This window comes from Apilactobacillus kunkeei DSM 12361 = ATCC 700308 (genome assembly GCF_001281265.1).
GTDB classification, from domain to species: domain Bacteria; phylum Bacillota; class Bacilli; order Lactobacillales; family Lactobacillaceae; genus Apilactobacillus; species Apilactobacillus kunkeei.
Genome location: NZ_JXDB01000005.1, coordinates 70,963 through 90,853, shown reverse-complemented (window position 1 = coordinate 90,853; position 19,891 = coordinate 70,963). Strand labels below are relative to the sequence as shown.

Here is a 19,891-nt window from a genome sequence, read left to right as displayed (position 1 = left end):
ATTTCATTCATATTTTATATTATATCACTCATTTTCGTTTATTTTTAGCATTATCATTTTTGATAGAATTTTTAAGTAATAATCATTCAATATTTCCCGTTTAAGGTTTAAAATAGGGTTAATAATATATTGAGGGGTCCAAATCATGTTTAAAAACGCACGTTGGCAAGTACGCCTATTTTTCATTTTGTGGATAATATTTTTATTCGTGGTCGCAAAGCCACCGTTTGAATTTTTAGTATTAAACACCTTCTTGGGTTACATCCCCATTGAACTGAGTTTGGAACTAACAAATAAGTACGTTGAAAAGTCATGGATTTTTTGGCCAATCTTTGCACTTTGGTTAATTTTCTATCCAAATGCACCCTACCTATTGACCGACTTATTCCATTTATCACTACTTCAACCATATGGAACGAACGGACTATTAAGATTATCTGCTCACATGTGGATGAACTACTCATTCTTAATGATTAGTGCTTTAGGATGCTCAATGCTTGGTTTCTATGGATTATTTCAAATCGTAAACCGTTGCTTCGCATTCTTTTCAATCCATTCTAAATTGGCCAAAGTATTGCTAATCTTTGCTTTAAACGTCGTTTCATCAATTGGAATTTACGTTGGTAGATTCCTTAGATTCCACACCATCTACTTATTATTCTCACCTCGCTTGGTGATTAAACAACTAACTGAGATGTGGACGTTAAAAATGTTAGTATTTGTTGTCATCATGACAATTGTTCAATGCTTTATCTACTGGATTTTATATCTAATCCTAAAAGATGTGAAAGATTCAAAAGAATAATGAAAAGACAGCCTTTATTGGCTGTCTTTTTTAGTCTGTGCTTAATTCGTTATTTTCAACGTAGTTAACTTCTTGTCTTAGCTTAGAAGCAAGTTTCAAACTAATCTTATCGTTGATCAATAATTCTTGAATTCCCTTACGGTAAGCTTCTAGCTCACGTTCCTTGGCAATACGGTAGTACTTTTCGTAATCCAATGAACGAGTTCTTAAAGCCAAACTAAGGTTGGTGTATTCATCCACAATTGATTTAATGACTTTAGAATCACCATGTTCTTTTAGTTTTTGAACGGTATAGTCATTGACCATAATCAAAGCTTTTTGAATCTTTAGTTTTTGTTCCTTGTCAGAACGTTGTTTGAATAGCCATAACTTAGTTGTTTGAATAGCTGACATAAATTCTAGCTTGAAGTTGAAATCGTTAAATGCAACTAAGTTCTTCAATTCACGGTGGTTAATTTGGTAGTTAATCGCATTGGCTTCCTTGCTGGTAACAACATTGTCTGCGACTAATTTCTTAACCGCTTGGTGTTCATATTCAACGGCCAATGAACGAATGCTCTTTTCTAATTCATCCGGTTTGATTGAAGATAGTTGTCTAATCATCAATTCGCATTGATCAATTAAAATGTTGCAAATGTGTTTGTCCGGACGTTCCATTTGTTTGATGTCATCAATCACGTAGTTTAACACGTAGATACGCGCCTTTTCTTCACTCCAATGGTTATCGTTGTTGTAAGAAACGACCGGATCATTTTTAGAAATCAATGGCAATACAATTACCGCAGCTAGTAAACTTAAAACGATAACGATTGATGCAATGAATAGTACTAATTCACGATCAGGAAACGCTTCGTTTTGAACGGTAATCAATGGAATGGAAAGAATTCCGGCCATCGTGATGGCACCACGAACACCTGAGAAACCAACAATATTTGCTGCTCTGATGTCGATGGGTCCAATCTTCTTAGTGGTAATTAGGTTGTGACAGATTTCGTATAGAATAATCCACACAATTCTAATGATTAGAATAATCAACCATGTCACAACGGCATAACCAATTGATTGGAATGTATTGAACTTCATGTCGTTAATAACGGCTTCCATCGCAAATGGTAGTTCAATTCCTAGAATCAAGAACACGATTCCGTTTAATAGGTAAACGATAATGTTCCATGCTTGTTCACTAATTAATTGTAATTCAGCTGATGATGATTGAGTTGATGTGTTGTTCACGTGGTAGACGATTCCGGCTGTTACCACCGCAATTACCCCCGAAGCATGGAAAACGTCTTCAGAAAGCAAGTAAATAACGAATGGTGAAACGATTTGTAAAACAACATTAAATACTAAGTTGGTTAAACCGTTCTTGTATAACCACTTACGCACTAATGAGATCACTAACATTGTGGCTACCCCAATGATGGCACCAACAATACTGATGTAGAAGAAGTCTCCTACGGCATTCTTTAATGAGAAAGCACCATAAACAGTTGCGGCGATGGCATACTTAAAACCAATCAAGCCACTGGCATCATTGATTAGACTTTCTCCGTTTACCAAGTGCAAAATGTTCTTTGGCAAGCGCACCTTTTTGGCGATTGATTCAACTGCAATAGGATCGGTTGGCGATAGAATGGCAGCTAATGAGAATGCTACTGGAAGTGGCATTGATGGAATTAATTTATAAATTAACAAACCACCAAAGAACATGGTGATAAATACTAAGATGATTGCGTTTGCGAAGATGGGCCATCTCAATTCCCAAAGTTCATCCTTGGGAAAACGACGCCCGTCATTAAATAGCAACGGTGCAATGAATAATAGTAAAAACCAGTCTGTACTTAGGTTAATGCTGAAGTTACCAATCAATGCTAATCCACATCCAAAAACGACCTGGATTAAACTAACCGGAATGGCCTTAACATAGTGATTAACGATTGTTGATAGAAGCAGTAGTAACGTTAAAAATAAAATAATTTCAATAAGCTGCATGGATTATCCCCCTATTTGTCTTGTCCGATAATTCTTACTTCCGTTTCTAGATGTACTTTGTTTTTAGCGTAAACAGTTTCTTGCACATGCTTGATTACATTTAAGTAATCGGTAGCAGTCGCATTGTCAATGTTCACAATGAACCCAGCATGTTTCTTAGATACTTGGGCGCCCCCTGATTGGTATCCTTGAAGACCGGCATCATGAATTAACTTACCAGCAAAATAGCCCTCTGGTCTCTTAAACACGCTTCCACATGATGGTAAATCAAGTGGTTGTTTTGATTCACGTAATTCATTTAGTCGATCCATTTCCGCTTGAATTTCATCTTTATCCCCAGTGGATAACTTAAATGTTGCTTCCAAAACGATGTCGTCTTGGTCTTGAACAGCACTGTGTCTGTATCCGAAATCTAGTTCACTATTTGATAGCGTCTTGATTTCATTTTCTGGTGTTAAAACAGTGACTGATTCAATCACTTCAGCGGTTTCACCACCGTATGCACCAGCATTCATGAAGACTGCTCCACCGATACTACCTGGAATTCCGGCAGCGAATTCCATCCCGGTTAAACCGTGTTGTTGGGCAACAATGGTAGTATCAATGTATCTAGCACCTGCTTGAGCAATCACTAAATCATCGTGAGATGTAATTTCATTCATTTCAGTCAAAATGATAACTAATCCCCTAATGCCACCATCTTTGATGATTAAATTACTAGCATTTCCTAAAACAGTGATTGGTAAATTATCACGTTTTGTCATTGCTAGTAATTCTCTGACTTCTTCAGTATTTTTAGGAAAGGCAACCAAGTCAGCAGGTCCACCGGTCTCTGTGAATGTATATTTTGATAATGGTTCATTTTTTAAAAGCTTAATTTTTTCCATTTTAATCATTTTCCTTAATTATCATAATTTATAAGAGTCTACTAGTATAAATCTCATACTTTTAATATTTAATTACTAATAAACTCGTATTACTACATTTTTAATTTTACCACGATATCATATAGTAAGACCATGTTATAATGTTGAAAGAATAAAACGAAAGGACGTTATTAATGAACTTCGTTGCAATTGATTTTGAAACTGCCAATAATCAACGAGCTAGTGCATGTTCATTAGCATTAACCGTTGTCCGAGACAATAAAGTTGTTGATGAATTCTATACTCTAATAAATCCAGAGACAGATTTTAATTATCGAAATGTGAATATTCATGGTATTCATGAAAGCGATGTTTCAAAAGCACCTACTTTTCCTGAAATCTGGCCAGTAATTAAACAATTTTTTACCAAGGATCAATTAGTAGTTGCTCACAATAACTCATTTGATAATAGTGTATTATCACGAAGCCTAATGCGTTATGGCCTAACCGTTCCAATTTACAAGACATTGGATACAGTTAAGACTTGTAAGTATCTTTTCCCAGAGTTTAAGAATCACAAACTAAATACGGTTTGCGCAAACCTTGGAATTAGACTTCACCATCATCACAATGCGCTAGATGATAGTTTAGCTTGTGCTAACATTTTAATTTATCAACAAGAGAACTTTGACGATGAAGTTATCAAGTCATTCATCAAGGTAAAAAAATAAGCATCCATCTGGGTGCTTATTTTTTTTAGGTTATATTGCATTTCTTGTGTGGATAACACACTGCCAAGTGCATTAATTACCCTTTTCTTTACCATGGTAAAGCCACTTTTTTCATATAAGTGAATTGCGTGTTCATTGGTCTTTTTCACAACCAGTGCCAATGTTGATAAGTTACTATCATAGGTTGCCCAATCAATAACAAAGTCCATCAACTGGCCACCAATTCCTTGGTGGCTATACTGATTCAAGACAGCAATGCCTAGCTCACCGATTCCGGAATCTTGTAGTTCTTGGACTTGAATCATCCCGACTGGTTGATCATCCAAAAATGCTAAACCGATAATAAAACTACGAGTTTGATTAACCAACATGATTTGTTGGGCTTGGTCATCTACTGATAACTTTCCAATGTTTGGATAAATCGTGTATTGGTCTGATTCTTGTTTTAATTGTGCAATCAATTCGATTAGCTTAGCTGCATCGTCTGGTTGTGCACAACGCACATCTAAATTACACATCGCTACTTTTCCACCTGTGGAAAAATTTGCTTAACGATGTCTTCAAAACGTTTTCCGCTTGGTTCAAATGAAATAATTCTAAAATCTTCGCCCTTTTCATCATCACGACGGAAAACAATTTTTAAGTAATTGTCAGGTAGTTCATCAGCGATGAATTCGGACCATTCGATAACGTTAACACCGTCACCGTTGAAGTATTCTTCTAGTCCTAGTTCATCCCCACTACCATCATCTAAACGATAGATATCCATGTGGTAAAGTGGCAACCTGCCGCCTTGATACTCACGGATAATGGTAAATGTTGGACTCTTGATATTGCGTTTAATACCCAAGCCCTTGGCTAATCCCTTAGTGAAGGTAGTCTTACCAGCACCTAGGTCACCATCTAACAAAATGACGTCTTTAGCCCTTAATAATGGTGCCAATTGCTCACCATATTGTTTTGTTTCATCAGGTGATTCTACGTTAACTTTAACCAAGAATCATCCCTCCTTTTGCTTATAGAGATTGGATTGCGTTAATAATTGCAACGTTGTAAACATCTTCAGCGACACATCCACGTGAAAGGTCTGATACTGGTTTTGCCAAACCTTGTAGTAGTGGACCAAATGCTTCAAAGCCACCTAGACGTTGAGCAATTTTGTAACCAATGTTTCCTGATTGTAGTTCGGGGAATACGAAGACGTTAGCTTGTCCAGCAACTTCTGAACTAGGTGCCTTCTTGTTAGCAACTTCTGGTATTAATGCAGCATCAAATTGTAGTTCTCCATCTGATGGAACATCTAGTTCGTCTTTAGCCATTGCAGCAGCTTCTTGAACCTTGGTTACCATGTCACCCTTAGCAGATCCCTTAGTTGAGAAACTTAGAAAGGCAACCTTTGGATCGATGTTGAATTGTTTAGCAGTGATAACACTTTGCTTAGCAATTTCAACCATCCCCTTAGCGTCTAGTTCGATGTTGATAGCACAGTCAGCGAAAATGTATCTAGTGTCACCCTTTTGCATTAAGAATGAACCTGAGATACGGCGCATTCCTTCTTGAGTCTTGATGATTTGAAGAGCTGGTCTAACAGTATCACCAGTAGCGTGAGCTGCACCTGATACCATTCCATCGGCTTTGTCCATGTAAACCAACATAGTACCGAAATAGTTAGCATCCTTTAGCCATTCAGCTAATTGTTCGCGAGTGTTCTTACCGTTACGACGTTCTTCTAGTGCATCTAGCATTTCTTCGAAGTCTTTTTCTGGGTAGTTGTTAATGTCAACGATTTCAACGTTTGATAGATTAAAGTCACCGGCGCTTTGCTTAATTTCTGCTGGGTCACCTAATAGCACCGGGTGGATTAGGTTTTCGTCAGCTAAACGACTAGCTGCTTCGATGATTCTAATGTCGTCTCCTTCTGGGAAAACGATTTTCTTGTTTAAACCACTAATCTTTTCTTTTAATTCATCTAGTAAACTCATATTTCTTCCTCCTAATGGATTGTAACGTGTTCTGGTAGTTGCCAATCAATTGGCTTTTCACCTAATGACTCTAAGGCGATATTAGTCTTTGAAAATGGTTTTGATCCGAAGAAACCACGGTGTGCTGACAATGGACTTGGATGCGCTGATTCAATCACAATATTGGTCTTGGTATTAATCAACTTCACCTTGTCCCTAGCCGCTCTCCCCCAAAGGATAAATACGACAGGTTCAGGACGTTGTGATAACTTTTCAATTGCAGTATCAGTTAATTTTTCCCACCCCTTTGATTTGTGGGAAAATGCAATTCCGTCTCTTACAGTCAATACTGAGTTCAATAATAGAACTCCTTGTTTGGCCCACTTTTCAAGGTAGCCATGATTAACCGGTTTGATGCCTAAATCACTTTCTAATTCCTTGTAGATATTTCGAAGCGAAGGTGGCACCTTCACTCCTGGTAGGACTGAAAAACTCAAACCATGAGCTTGATTAGGTTCATGGTAAGGGTCTTGTCCTAAGATAACTACTTTTACTTTTGAGAATGGTGTCCATTCAAAAGCTTCATAAATTCGGTTCGCGTTTGGATGGATTTCATAATTTTCATATTCTTCAACTAAAAATTTACGTAAATCTTGGTAATACTCTTTTTCAAATTCTGGCTTCAATACATCCCACCAGTCATTGTGAATAAAAGGTTTCATTTATAACACCTCTATATACAATTTTATCATATATACAATAAATTCACATCGCAAAAAAGCGCCCCATCACGGGACGCTCTTTTTTAGTAGTGTTTTAATACACGTGAGATTTCACGTTCTTGATCACGTTTCTTCATTGTTTCACGTTTATCGTATTCATGCTTACCTTCAGCAACACCAATCAAGACCTTAGCAAAACCTTTCTTAAGGTACATCTTCAAAGGAACGATTGTAACTCCCTTTTTGTCTGTTTCCTTTGCTAAACGCTTGATTTCATGCTTGTGTAAAAGTAGCTTACGATTTCTAAGTGGATCATGATTGAATTGATTACCTTGTTCATATTCACTAATGTGAACATTCATCAATGTTGCTTGTCCATCTCTGATTTGGGCGAACCCATCCTTTAGATTAACACGACTCGCACGAACGGACTTAATTTCAGTCCCAGTCAATGCAATTCCCGCTTCATAGGTTTGTAAAACACGGTAATCATGACGAGCTTTGCGATTTTGCGCAACCAAGTTATCGTCTTTATTAGTTGGTTTCTTCTTAACTATTATCAATCACCTCTCAACCAATTAATGTTTTGAATTGGAATGATTACGACCATTACGGTTGTTGTTTCTTGAATGGCGGTTATTGTTGTTTCTACCAAACTTACCATTCTTGTTGTCGTTTCTTCTGTTGTTGTTACGACGACCACCGCTGTTGCGTCCACCACGACCGTGAGCACCATTGCTGTGGCTTTCTGGTTTTAGTTTAGACATTGGTGTGTCTTCTGGATTAACAATATCAAAGTCAACAGCACTTTGGTCAACATCAACGTTAACCACCTTAACACGAACTGGTTGTCCAATTCTATAAGTACGGTGAGTATTTCTACCAACAAGTGCTAGGTACTTTTCAATGTATTCATAGTAGTCATCCTTCATACGACTAATGTGAACTAATCCTTCAACAGTGTTTTCAAGTTCGATAAACATACCAAACTTAAGCACTGAACTAACAGTTGCATCGAATTCTTCTCCGATGTGATCTGCCATGTATTCAGCCTTCTTCATTGCATCAGTATCACGTTCTGCATCGATTGAACGACGTTCTGCCTTTGATGAATGGTCTGAAATTTCTTCAAGTAATCCGGCGTATTTTGCCTTTGATTCCTTGTTGATACCGTTGTCTTCATAGTGGTGAATTAAACGGTGAACAGTTGTATCTGGGTATCTTCTGATTGGAGAAGTGAAATGAGTGTAGAATTCAGCACCTAGACCAAAGTGACCAAGCGGTTGGTCAGTATATCTAGCTTGTTTCAAACTTCTAAGCATCATAACTGATACGGCAGGTTCTTCTGGCTTACCAGCAACCTTCTTTAATACGTTTTGTAATACCTTTGGCTTCAAGTGATCTGGGTCACCCTTAACTTCAACACCGAATGCAGTTAAGAATTCGAAGAAGTTCTTCACACGTTCTCCATCTGGTGTTTCGTGAACACGGTAGATGAATGGCGCGTGCGCTTTACAGTAATGTTCAGCAACAGTTTCGTTGGCAGCTAACATGAATGATTCAATCATTCTTTCAGCAGTACCACGAACTCTTAGCTTAATGTCGATTGGGTGACCAGTTTCATCAACGATGATTTCTGATTCGTTATCATCGAAGTCAATGGCACCACGACGGCGACGTTGTTTGTATAGGATCTTGTGTAGTTCGCCCATTTCTTCAAACATAGGAACTAAGTCTTTGTAACGTTCCATAGTGTTTTCATCATGTGCTTCTAGGATGTCATTTACAGCCTTGTATGTCATTCGAGCCTTAGATTTCATCACACTTGGGTGAATACGATGGTCAACAACGTTTCCGGCTGGGTTGATTTCCATATCACAACTCATACATAGACGAAGTTCGCCTTCATTCAATGAACAAATTCCGTTTGATAATCTTCTTGGAAGCATTGGGATAACTCTATCTGTTAGGTAAACAGAAGTACCACGCTTGTATGCTTCTTCGTCTAAAAGACTACCTGGTTTTACGTAGTGAGAAACATCGGCAATGTGAACACCTAAGTGGTAGTTACCATTTGGTAATTTCCATACAGTAACGGCGTCATCCAAGTCCTTTGATGATTCCCCATCAATAGTAACTAGTGTTTGATCAGTAATGTCTTCTCGACCTTGCTTTTCTTCTTCACTAATTTCTTCTGGAATCGCGTCTGCTTCTTGCAATACGTCTTCTGGGAATTGAGCTGGAATATCGTGAGCGTATACGATTTGTAGGATGTCGATTCCTGGGTCATCAACGCTTCCGATTACTTCCTTAGCAATACCAACCATGTAATCTGGGTGGTCAGCATTTGGGTATTCAGTAATTTCGGCAGTAATTACTTCACCTGGTGTAGGCTTTAGACCAACACCAGTAACGTAAAACTTGTAGTTAATAAGCTTCTTTTCTTTTAGCTTAACTTGTCCTACGTATCCATGATCGTCGTCAGTACGGGTGAATTCACCAACTACTTGTTCGTAGTTTCTTTCAACGATGTTTACAACCTTACCTTCTGGACCTTTACCAGAATTTTGGTCGGCACGTCTTACGATTTCGATTTGAACAGTATCACCGTTCATTGCTTGTAGTGTGTTGTCAGGTGCGATGAATGCATCTTCTAGGTTTTCGTCATAGTTAACAAATCCGAACCCCTTTGGATTTGCATGAAAAGTTCCCTCGATTGTTTCACCTTGCACGTTTAACTTAAAATTGCCTGTTTCAGTAACCATAACTGTCTTTTCGCGTTCTAGCACAGCTAATGATTGGACAATTAGTTTAAATGCATTTGCACCATGGTATCCTAATTCATCGGCTAGTTCTTCTACTGAAAATTCGCGATTTGGGAATTTTTGCAGAACAGCATGAATTTCTTGTTTTAAACTATTATCTTCCACGATTTACTCCTTAAGTTTTAAATTTTCGATCTTAAATCAAATTCGACAACTCATATCTAGTATTCTAACATTTTTATACCGTCTATCCTAAACGGTTTTTTCGTTTTCACATAAAAAAAGCTCCTGTAAAAATTACAGGAGTCTTATCAACTAGTGTGATGATAACCAAACTAATCCTAATGCTGATGCAAAGAAAATAATCAATAATACAACTGTTACTTTTTGCATAAAGGCTTCAAAACCACGTGGCTTAGAATTGGCAAACAAATCATCAGCACCACCGGTTAAAGAAGACATTGCATCGTTGTTAGTCTTTGCTGGTTGCATCAAGACAGCGATGATAATTAATACACTGTCAATCCAAATTATATTCATTAAGAAATTATACAATTCGTTGCCTCCTACCTAAAATACATAGGTTTCATCTTTAACTTTATCTTTACTGTTTAGTTTATCATAATACTTTCTAACATGCCAATTAATCAAAATTTTAATTATCTAATGTGAGTTTTTCCACATGTGTATATACGTAACCACGGTTGTCATAGTTTGTGGATATTTCAATGTTATCCCCAGCTCTTAGAATTGTATCTCCATCAGGTATAATGCATTGTTCATTTCTTTTGATGGAACTAATCAAACAACCGTCTGGCCAATTGATTGATTTAACGGCTTTTCCATCCATGTCTGATCCCAATTGAACTGAAAAATATAGGTTAGTTAGTTGTCCACTTGTTGACAACTTTTGCGGGCTCAACATTTTTTGCAACATTTCATTGTAAATTGGACTACCGCCTAATAAGTCGGTGACTTCGTATGCCACCAATGTGACAAATGCCAATGACATTAGATTTTGCAATGATCCAACCATTTCGGTAATTAGGAGAATAGCGGTAAATGGTGCCTTACCGACACAGGCAAAGAACCCACTCATTGAGATGATGATGAAGTTAACAAAATAACTTTGTGGTAATACGCCTAATTGAATCAACACCTCTGAATAAATCGCCCCAATCAATGCCCCTAATGAAAGCATTGGTAGGAAAATTCCACCGGGTAATCCAGTTGAATAGGATAGTATCGACATCACGAAACGAATCAACAAGAACCATAGCAATACCGTAATGGTTGGTGCGGACTTGGCAATCGTTAGCACCATTGTGCTACCCCCACCTACGATTGTGGGTAAGTACATTTCAAATGGAATGACTAGAATAAATGGAATCAATACCCAGACAATGTTGGGAATCCAGTCTAGTTTTTCATACCAATCGTTGACGTGAAGTGTGGCGTACTCATAAATTAAACCGCCGATGCCAATCACGATTCCTAATCCGATTAAGTATGGATAAATATGTAGCGGAATCACATGTGAATAACTCATGTGTAATACCGGCACCTTCCCAAAGACCGCAGTTGAAACGAAGTTCGCACTGATTGCGGCGGAAAGAGAAGTTAACCAGACTGATGTTGAAAAGTTGTGATAGATTTCTTCTAGCACGAACAATGTACTGGCAATTGGAGCGTTAAATGCAGCTGCTAAACCAGCGGCTGCTCCACCAGAGATGATTGTTTTACGTGCTTGTTTTGTTTGTTTAAAGGTATCTGCTAGTCCCTGAGCTGTAGCTGCACCCAATTGAATTGAAGGACCTTCACGGCCTAAAAATAGCCCACTGGAAATGGCAAGCACTCCACCAATGAACTTCTTGCTTAAGACGGAGAACCATGAATAGTCTAGTTCACCGTTTAACTGCCCTTCAACCTGTGGAATCCCTGATCCCTTGATGTTTTTATCTCGTTTTACTAAGTAATATACGAAAAATGCGATTAGTAAATTCAAGATGATTAAAATAATTAGTACAAAAAAATTAGTTCGCGCTAGCTTCGCTAGTTTTAAAAATTGGTCTGATAGTCCTTCAATCGATACTCTAAATAGACTAACCACCATTCCGACTGCAAGTCCAATTAATAAACCGTACAGCACTGATTTAAATCGTCTTAAATTATCACTTTGCAATATGTTCGCCTTCTTTTAATTGGTATAACAATCATACCATATAATTTTATGTACAAAAAAAGCATTGAAATAATTCAATGCTTTTTAGTAACAGTTAGTTATTATTTGTTAATAACGTTGTTACGAGCTTCTTCAGTTAGGTTGTAGAATGAGTTGATACCCTTGTATTCTGCAACTGAAGCTAATTGATCTTCAATTCTCATTAGTTGGTTGTACTTAGCGATACGTTCGCCACGACTCATTGAACCAGTCTTAATTTGACCAGCGTTTAGAGCAACAACTAAGTCAGAAATTGTAGTATCTTCAGTTTCACCTGAACGGTGTGAGATGATAGCTGTGTAGTTAGCTTCCTTAGCCATTTCAACAGCGTTTACAGTTTCTGTTAAAGTACCAATTTGGTTTAGCTTGATAAGGATTGCGTTAGCAACACCCATCTTAATACCTTTTTGTAGGTAATCAGTGTTAGTTACGAATAAATCGTCACCAACGATTTGAACTTTCTTACCTAGACGTTCAGTAGCCATTTGCCAATCTGCCCATTCGTTTTCATCCAATGGATCTTCGATTGAGATAATTGGGTACTTGTCAACTAATTGTTCTAGTAATGTAACAAATTCATCAGCAGAGTATGACTTACCATCACCTACTAAGTTGTACTTCTTAGTTTCTGCATCGTAGAATTCTGAAGCAGCACAGTCAAAGGCGATTGAAACGTCTTTACCTGGCTTGTAACCAGCACGTTGGATAGCTTCTACCAAGATTTCGAATGGTTCTTCGTTGTTCTTCAAGTCAGGAGCAAAACCACCTTCGTCACCTACGGCAGTTGAGTAACCCTTTTCGTTCAAGATAGCTTTTAGGTTGTGGAAAGTTTCTGAACCCATACGAACGGCTTCTTTAACAGTTTCCGCACCAACAGGCATGATCATGAATTCTTGGAAGTCAACTTTGTTGTTGGCATGCTTACCACCATTGATAACGTTCATCATTGGTGTTGGTAATACGTGTCCGTTGAAACCACCTAAGTAGTTGTATAAAGGAACACCCAGTTCATCGGCAGCAGCACGTGCAGCAGCTAATGAAACACCTAAAATAGCGTTGGCACCTAACTTACCTTTGTTAGGAGTACCATCTAATTTAATCATAGCTTCATCAATAGCAACTTGATCAGTTACATCGTAACCTACGATTTCCTTAGCGATAATGTTATTAACGTTGTTAACAGCCTTAGTAACACCTTTACCCATGAAACGGTTTTTATCACCGTCACGTAATTCAACGGCTTCGTGTTCACCAGTAGATGCACCTGAAGGAACGATACCGCGTCCCATTGCACCTGCTTCAGTATATAGTTCTACTTCAACTGTAGGATTTCCACGAGAATCTAGTACTTCTCGAGCATAAATATCTGAAATAATTGACATTTTATTCTCTCCTTAATGAAAGTTGTTACCTCGGAATCAAGGCTACTTTCATTTTATTATTTTACAGACCAAGTTTCAATAAAAAACTGTTCAATCTGTTAATTATTTTGGTAATTGACAATTTTGATGAATTCTTTGGCATTTAAACTACTCTTTCCAGGTAAGACCCCATCAACATCATCTTGACTCATAATTTCTGAAACATTTCTGGCGTTAACGCTTCCCCCGTAAACGATTCGGATTTGGTTGGCAATATCATCACCATACAAATCTTTCAATGTTTCACGAATTAGAAAACATGCTTCTTGAATTTCAGCACCGCTGGCTGATTTTCCAGTTCCAATTGCCCAACTTGGTTCATAACCAATAACAATCTTCTTAGCATCGTCTTCTGAAATCCCTTTTAATGCTTCAATTACTGGATTTACTACCCAGTTCATTTCATCATAGGTCTTTCTCTTGGCCATTGTTTCATCACAACAAATAATCGGTACCATGTTGTTAGCTAAAACAGCCTTAACCTTTTTGTTAATCATCTTATTGGTTTCGCCAAAGTATTTACGACGCTCTGAATGACCTAACATAACGTAATTAACACCCATATCAGCAAGTGCCATTGGACTTACTTCTCCTGTGTATGCACCTGAATCTTTGTAGAAACAGTTTTGAGCGGCAGTTTTTAGATTTGTTTCTTCTTTACAAAATCTAGTTAATACATCCATGTAAATTGATGATGCAGCAATTGCGCATTCAACGTCTTTAGGATCTGGTAGGTTTCCTTTAACTGCATCTAAGAATTCTTCAACTTCATGTAATGTTAAATTCATTTTCCAATTTCCAACGATAAAAGGAGTTCTCATTTTTTACCTCCTATTCTTTTAAACAGATTATTACAAATCGCTATATATCAATAGTATCACTAAATAATTGATATTAACAAATTGCGCATGCTGTTTTAATAAAAATTTCACTCCTTTTATTATACAAAAAAAAGACCCGATGTTATACATCGAATCTTAAAAAGATATTATTCTTATTTATCAGTAATAGCGGCGATACCTGGAAGAGTCTTACCTTCCATGTATTCTAGTGAAGCACCACCACCGGTTGAAACGTGTGATAGCTTATCAGCTACACCTAGTTCGTTACATGCGGCAGTTGAGTCACCACCACCAACAACAGTAGTAGCGTCAGTTAAGTCACCTAAGAACTTACCAATAGCTAAAGTACCCTTGGCAAAGTTACTCATTTCGAATACACCCATAGGTCCGTTCCAAACTACGGTCTTAGCGTCTCTTAGAACGTTTTCGAATAGTTCGATACTCTTAGGACCAATGTCTAGAGCCATTTGGCCATCAGGAATGTTTTCACCAACTACTTGAGTAGGTGCATCATTGTTGAATTCTGGAGCAACAACTGAGTCAACAGGTAGAACAATCTTGTCGCCACCCTTTGAAAGGATTTCCTTAGCAGTGTCAATCTTGTCCTTTTCAACTAGTGAGTTACCAATAGTGAAACCTTTGGCTGCGTAGAATGTGTAAGTCATACCACCACCAATGATGATGTGGTCAGCCTTGTCTAATAGGTTATCGATAACACCAATCTTATCTGAAACCTTTGCACCACCTAAGATGGCAACAAATGGACGTTTAGGATTGTTTACGGCACCACCGATAAATTTAATTTCTTTTTCCATTAGGAAACCAGCGGCAACTGGCTTGTTTTCTGCTTCCATTGCACGTGCAATACCAACGTTTGAAGCATGTTCACGGTGAGCAGTACCGAATGCATCGTTTACGAAGCAATCACCTAGTGAAGCCCAGTATTGACCTAACTTAGGATCATTACCAGATTCACGTTTTACGTTTTCACCATTTACAACATCTTCAAAACGAGTGTTTTCAACAACAACGATGTCACCATCATTCATGTTGTTGATAGCTTCTTCAAGCTTTGCACCTTCAGTTTCGGGAACGAAAGTAACAGGTTTGTCAATTAGTTCAGAAAGCTTTGCAGCAACTGGACGTAATGATAGTTCTTTCTTGTCATCTTCAGTCTTGATACGACCAAGGTGAGAGAATAGAACTGCCTTTCCACCATGTTCGATTACGTACTTGATTGTTGGAATAGCACCAACGATACGACTTGTGTCACCAACAACACCGTCTTTAATAGGAACGTTGAAGTCGACACGCATTAAAACTTTTTTGCCTTTTAAATCTAAATCAGAAACAACTGTCTTAGCCAATCTAGATTACCTCCCAAAAATTATTTAAAATTGATGTAACAATTTCAATATACTTCATTTATTTCTTTATTTCAAAGAATTTCTAAGCAGAAAGTAATTGTTATAAAAAATGGAGGAGGCAATTGCCTCCTCCACCTTATGCCTTGCTAAATTATAATTTAGATTATAGTTGAGCGAAGTGTAGTAAAGTACGAACCATGTTGCAAGTGAAGCCCCATTCGTTATCGTACCATGACCATACCTTAACAAGTTGGTCATCACCAAAAGTAGTAACATCAGTTTGAGTAGCATCAAATACTGATCCGTGAGTATCACCAATGATATCACTTGAAACGATTGGTTCGTCATTGTAACCAAATGCTTCGTTACCTTCAGTGTGTTCTTTCATCTTAGCGTTAACTTCGTCAGCAGTAACGTTCTTCTTGTCAACGATAGCAGTTAATTCAGTTAATGAACCGTCAACGATACCAACACGTTGAGCCACACCGTTTAACTTACCGTCAAGTTCTGGAACAACAAGACCTAAGGCCTTAGCAGCACCAGTTGAGTGAGGAATAGTGTTAGTTGAAGCAGTACGGTTGTTTCTGAACTTCTTACCACGAGGGCCATCTAGGATAGCTTGAGTTGAAGTGAATGCGTGGATAGTAGTCATAGTACCAACTTTGATACCAAAGTCTTTGTTTAAGAAGTATGCTGTAGGAGCGATACTACCTGTAGTACATGAACCAGCTGAAACGATCTTGTCGTCAGCAGTTAAAGTATCCAAGTTAACACCAGGAACAACAGTCTTGATTTGACCAGCAGGTGCAGAGATTAGAACACGCTTTGCACCAGCGTCTAAGTGAGCTTGTGATTTTTCTTCTGAAGTGTAGAAACCAGTACATTCTAGTACAAAGTCAACACCATCATTTTTAACCCATGGTAGGTCAGCGGCATTGCGTTCAGCGTAAACTGGAACTTCCTTACCGTCAACAACGATTCCGTTATCAGTTGAAGTAACTTCACCTGGGAATTTACCATGTGTTGAATCATATTTTAATAAGTATGCAAGCATTGAAGGAGTTGTTAAATCATTAATAGCAGCAACTTCAATTTCGTCTGAGTTTAGTTCGTGGATACGTTTGAAAGCCAAACGACCAATACGACCAAAACCGTTAATACCAATTTTTACAGTCATAACTGTTTTCCTCCTAGAGAAATAAATTTGAGTACTACGTACGGATTAAATACTACTACTTTTTTACCGATCAGTCTATAATACATGCTCAGTAATTTTAAAAAAATAACCAGTACTAATTTGTAACAGTTATTTTCTGTATCAAATCCTTACACTATAAGTATATCAGTGCTAATTTTAGTTTGCAAATCAATTACCTCAGTGTGTTTCTTGAATTTAACCCCTTTTTCATTTATAGTTTAACCTGTTGAGATGCATCTGTAGTGTAATGGATAGCACTAAAGATTCCGGTTCTTTCAATGGGGGTTCGATTCCCTCCAGATGCATTGGTGATTAAGTCAGATAAAATCATTTGACCTTAATTGACCATTGAGATAAAATTAATGTAATTCAAATTGAATTGAAAGCAAGGGAGGATAAAATTATGAATTTAGTCCCAACTGTCATAGAACAATCATCAAACGGTGAACGCGCATATGACATTTACTCAAGATTATTAAAAGACAGAATTATTATGTTATCTGGTCCAATTGAAGACAATATGGCAAACACCATCATTGCTCAATTATTATTCCTAGATGCACAAGATTCTGAAAAAGACATCTACTTATACATCAACTCACCTGGTGGTGTTGTAACAGCCGGTATGGCCATCTACGACACTATGCAATTCATCAAGGCTGATGTTCAAACTATCGTTATGGGTATGGCTGCATCAATGGCCAGTGTCTTGGCTTCTTCAGGTACTAAAGGTAAGCGTTTTGCTCTACCTCACTCTGAAGTATTGATTCACCAACCTTCTGGTGGTGCTCAAGGCCAACAAACTGAAATTGCTATTGCTGCCGAATCAATCTTAAAGACTAGAAAGATGATCAACGAAATCTTAGCTCAAAACTCAGGTCAATCAATTGAAAAGGTTAACCTAGATACTGAACGTGATAAGTACTTAAGCGCTCAAGAAGCTGTCGACTACGGATTGATTGATAGCATCATGACTAACAGTTCTGAAAGAAAATAATTAGATAATAAAAAAGACGTTAACTGAAGTTAACGTCTTTTTTTGTGCCCTTTTATGAAACGGCTTCTTCTCTGATTTTATCAGCGAATTCATTAATCTTTCTCAAACGGTGGTTGATTCCTGACTTAGAAATCGCCCCACTTGGTAATGATTCACTTAATTCCTTCAAACTCACTTCTGGCATCTTCATTCTGGTGATGGCAACTTCGTAGAGTTTTTCAGGTAACTTGTCCAATCCAACGGTGTCATCAATGAATTGAATATTAGAAATTTGCTTAGTTGAAGCATTGGCAACTTTGTTCATATTAGCATTTTCACAGTTTACTAATCTGTTCACAGAATTTCTCATATCACGCATTATTCTGACATCTTCGAATTTCAACATCGCATTAGTGGCCCCAATTAATTGCAAGAAGTTTGCAATCTTTTCTGCTTCCTTCAAGTATGTGATGTATCCACTTCTTCGATCGGTAGTTCTTGAATTCAATTCGTATTTATTCATCATTTCAGAAATCATGTCATTATGTTCTTCATATAATGAGTAAATTTCTAGATGATATCTGGAAGTTTCTGGATTGTTCACTGAACCACCAGCTAAAAATGCCCCTCTTAGATATGATCTCACTTGAGAATCATCCTTTAGTAATTCGATTGGCACTCTTTCCACGATTTGATAGTTATCAAAAATCCCTAAGTCATCTAGGATTGCTTGAGCTTGGTTAGCAATTCTTACGACGTAAACATTGTTCTTGTTTAACTTCATTTTCTTTCTAACAACAAGCTTACTTTCCACCTCGTAGAACTCTAAAATCAATTTGTAGATACGACGAGCGATGGCTGGATTTTCGGTTTGAATATTTAAAATAATTTTGTGATTAGCTAACGAAATCGAACCGTTCATTCGAATTAGAGCCATTAGTTCTGCCTTGGCGTTTTCCTTATGAACTTCTAAAGTTGTTAGCTCTTTTTTTACGTCACTTGCGTATGACATTTTTAATCATCCTATCTTTTTGAAACCAGTTTGAATAAAGTATCGGCAACCTTTTTTCCGTCATGGAATGCCCCTTGGTGACTTAACATTAAGAAGTCATCATAGATGCATTCACATCCCATTGCCTGAATTGCTTTTTCATCGTGTCTAACCGGATTTTCAATCTCGTTAAACACTTCTCGATTAATTAAATCGGTATCAACTGGTTGTTTGTTTACGATTACGACATCAATGAAGTTGGAATTCATATGACGGTTCAATACTTCAATGTGTTGAGCGTCTGAAAAATGGTCAGTTTCTCCCTTTTGCGTCATGATATTACAAATGTATACCACCTGTGCTTTAGACGCTAAAACAGCCTCTCCTAGGTTCTTAATCATTAGGTTTGGCAAGATGCTGGTGAATAGACTGCCCGGGCCTAACACAATCTGGTCAGCATCCAAAATGGCATCAATAACCTTTTGGTTTGCATGTGGAATTTCGTCTTGATTGTCACTGGATTCTACCCAAACACGGTTAATTTTTTTATCCGCATAGGTAATTTCATATTCACCAGTCATAGTTGAACCATCCTCGAATTCTGCGCATAGCTGTAACTTCTCGTTGGTGGCTGGATAAATCTTACCAGTGATTTCCATCATCTGACTTAGTGCTTCAACGGCGATGTTTACATCACCCTTCATTTCTGTCATCGCGGCAATGATTAAATTACCTAGCGAATGTTCAGACAAGAAATGATCGCCCTTTTTGAAACGGTATTGAAATAAGTCCAGTTTGTCCTTTGACAGATTGGACAATGACACTAAGACATTTCTAATATCTCCAGGAGGAACAATATTAATTTCATTGCGCAAACGACCTGATGATCCACCATCATCCGAGATGTTAACAATCGCGGTTATATCAATACTTTCGTTCTTTAGGTTATTTAAGATTACTGGTAAACCAGTTCCGCCACCGATGACGACAACGTTTTTTCTGGCTTGATTGTCTTTCATCAAATCGTTTCCTC

At 37.7% G+C, this 19,891-nt stretch carries 19 protein-coding genes and 1 tRNA gene; 4 read left to right on the top strand and 16 right to left on the bottom strand.

Annotation, left to right across the window (positions count from 1 at the left end):
* Positions 1-145: 145 nt before the first annotated feature.
* Complete coding sequence (locus RZ79_RS02090) at positions 146-805, top strand: DUF1361 domain-containing protein (protein ID WP_053795238.1); 660 nt, start codon at positions 146-148, stop codon at positions 803-805.
* 30 nt (positions 806-835) lie between these two features.
* Here the strand turns inward: RZ79_RS02090 and RZ79_RS02085 are convergent, their stop codons facing one another.
* Complete coding sequence (locus RZ79_RS02085; RefSeq protein ID WP_054449775.1) at positions 836-2,797, bottom strand: cation:proton antiporter; 1,962 nt, start codon at positions 2,795-2,797, stop codon at positions 836-838.
* An 11-nt stretch (positions 2,798-2,808) separates the two neighbouring features.
* Complete coding sequence (gene murB, locus RZ79_RS02080) at positions 2,809-3,693, bottom strand: UDP-N-acetylmuramate dehydrogenase (RefSeq protein ID WP_054449774.1); 885 nt, start codon at positions 3,691-3,693, stop codon at positions 2,809-2,811.
* 164 nt (positions 3,694-3,857) lie between these two features.
* On the opposite strand from murB, the gene RZ79_RS02075 reads away from it, so the two are divergent.
* Complete coding sequence (locus RZ79_RS02075) at positions 3,858-4,394, top strand: 3'-5' exonuclease (RefSeq protein WP_054449773.1); 537 nt, start codon at positions 3,858-3,860, stop codon at positions 4,392-4,394.
* Here RZ79_RS02075 and RZ79_RS02070 read toward each other — a convergent pair.
* From RZ79_RS02070 to gap, 12 genes are all read right to left on the bottom strand, one after another.
* Positions 4,337-4,912, bottom strand: a complete 576-nt coding sequence (locus RZ79_RS02070; protein ID WP_054449772.1) for a GNAT family N-acetyltransferase — start codon at positions 4,910-4,912, stop codon at positions 4,337-4,339. The two genes, RZ79_RS02075 and RZ79_RS02070, sit on opposite strands and share 58 nt — an antisense overlap.
* A gap of 2 nt (positions 4,913-4,914) precedes the next feature.
* Positions 4,915-5,391 (bottom strand): tRNA (adenosine(37)-N6)-threonylcarbamoyltransferase complex ATPase subunit type 1 TsaE, encoded by a 477-nt coding sequence (gene tsaE, locus RZ79_RS02065; protein WP_054449771.1) that lies wholly within the window; start codon positions 5,389-5,391, stop codon positions 4,915-4,917.
* A 19-nt stretch (positions 5,392-5,410) separates the two neighbouring features.
* Positions 5,411-6,376, bottom strand: a complete 966-nt coding sequence (gene pta, locus RZ79_RS02060) for a phosphate acetyltransferase (protein WP_054449770.1) — start codon at positions 6,374-6,376, stop codon at positions 5,411-5,413.
* A gap of 11 nt (positions 6,377-6,387) precedes the next feature.
* Positions 6,388-7,077, bottom strand: a complete 690-nt coding sequence (locus RZ79_RS02055; protein WP_054449769.1) for a uracil-DNA glycosylase — start codon at positions 7,075-7,077, stop codon at positions 6,388-6,390.
* 83 nt (positions 7,078-7,160) lie between these two features.
* A complete protein-coding gene (gene smpB / locus RZ79_RS02050; protein ID WP_054449800.1) occupies positions 7,161-7,634 on the bottom strand; it encodes an SsrA-binding protein SmpB in 474 nt (157 codons plus the stop codon).
* A gap of 21 nt (positions 7,635-7,655) precedes the next feature.
* On the bottom strand, positions 7,656-10,007 hold the full coding sequence (gene rnr / locus RZ79_RS02045; RefSeq protein WP_054449768.1) for a ribonuclease R: 2,352 nt from the start codon (positions 10,005-10,007) through the stop codon (positions 7,656-7,658).
* A gap of 150 nt (positions 10,008-10,157) precedes the next feature.
* Positions 10,158-10,397: a preprotein translocase subunit SecG gene (gene secG / locus RZ79_RS02040; RefSeq protein WP_034531960.1), complete on the bottom strand. Its 240-nt coding sequence runs from the start codon at positions 10,395-10,397 to the stop codon at positions 10,158-10,160.
* A gap of 100 nt (positions 10,398-10,497) precedes the next feature.
* Positions 10,498-12,024 (bottom strand): ClC family H(+)/Cl(-) exchange transporter, encoded by a 1,527-nt coding sequence (locus tag RZ79_RS02035; RefSeq protein WP_237756529.1) that lies wholly within the window; start codon positions 12,022-12,024, stop codon positions 10,498-10,500.
* Positions 12,025-12,125: 101 nt separating this feature from the next.
* Positions 12,126-13,445: a phosphopyruvate hydratase gene (gene eno / locus RZ79_RS02030; RefSeq protein WP_034531957.1), complete on the bottom strand. Its 1,320-nt coding sequence runs from the start codon at positions 13,443-13,445 to the stop codon at positions 12,126-12,128.
* Positions 13,446-13,543: 98 nt separating this feature from the next.
* Entirely contained in the window at positions 13,544-14,305 is a 762-nt protein-coding gene (tpiA, locus tag RZ79_RS02025; RefSeq protein WP_054449766.1) for a triose-phosphate isomerase, read from the bottom strand.
* A gap of 173 nt (positions 14,306-14,478) precedes the next feature.
* Complete coding sequence (locus RZ79_RS02020) at positions 14,479-15,693, bottom strand: phosphoglycerate kinase (RefSeq protein ID WP_034531954.1); 1,215 nt, start codon at positions 15,691-15,693, stop codon at positions 14,479-14,481.
* Positions 15,694-15,856: 163 nt separating this feature from the next.
* A complete protein-coding gene (gene gap, locus RZ79_RS02015) occupies positions 15,857-16,870 on the bottom strand; it encodes a type I glyceraldehyde-3-phosphate dehydrogenase (protein WP_054449765.1) in 1,014 nt (337 codons plus the stop codon).
* 254 nt (positions 16,871-17,124) lie between these two features.
* Between gap and RZ79_RS02010 the strand changes: the two genes are divergently transcribed.
* Positions 17,125-17,196 (top strand) — tRNA-Arg (locus tag RZ79_RS02010).
* A gap of 98 nt (positions 17,197-17,294) precedes the next feature.
* Positions 17,295-17,888 (top strand): ATP-dependent Clp endopeptidase proteolytic subunit ClpP, encoded by a 594-nt coding sequence (clpP, locus tag RZ79_RS02005; RefSeq protein ID WP_034531950.1) that lies wholly within the window; start codon positions 17,295-17,297, stop codon positions 17,886-17,888.
* Between the two features lie 52 nt (positions 17,889-17,940).
* Here the strand turns inward: clpP and whiA are convergent, their stop codons facing one another.
* Positions 17,941-18,879 (bottom strand): DNA-binding protein WhiA, encoded by a 939-nt coding sequence (gene whiA / locus RZ79_RS02000; protein ID WP_034531949.1) that lies wholly within the window; start codon positions 18,877-18,879, stop codon positions 17,941-17,943.
* 11 nt (positions 18,880-18,890) lie between these two features.
* Positions 18,891-19,877: a gluconeogenesis factor YvcK family protein gene (locus RZ79_RS01995; RefSeq protein WP_034531947.1), complete on the bottom strand. Its 987-nt coding sequence runs from the start codon at positions 19,875-19,877 to the stop codon at positions 18,891-18,893.
* Positions 19,878-19,891 lie beyond the last annotated feature (14 nt).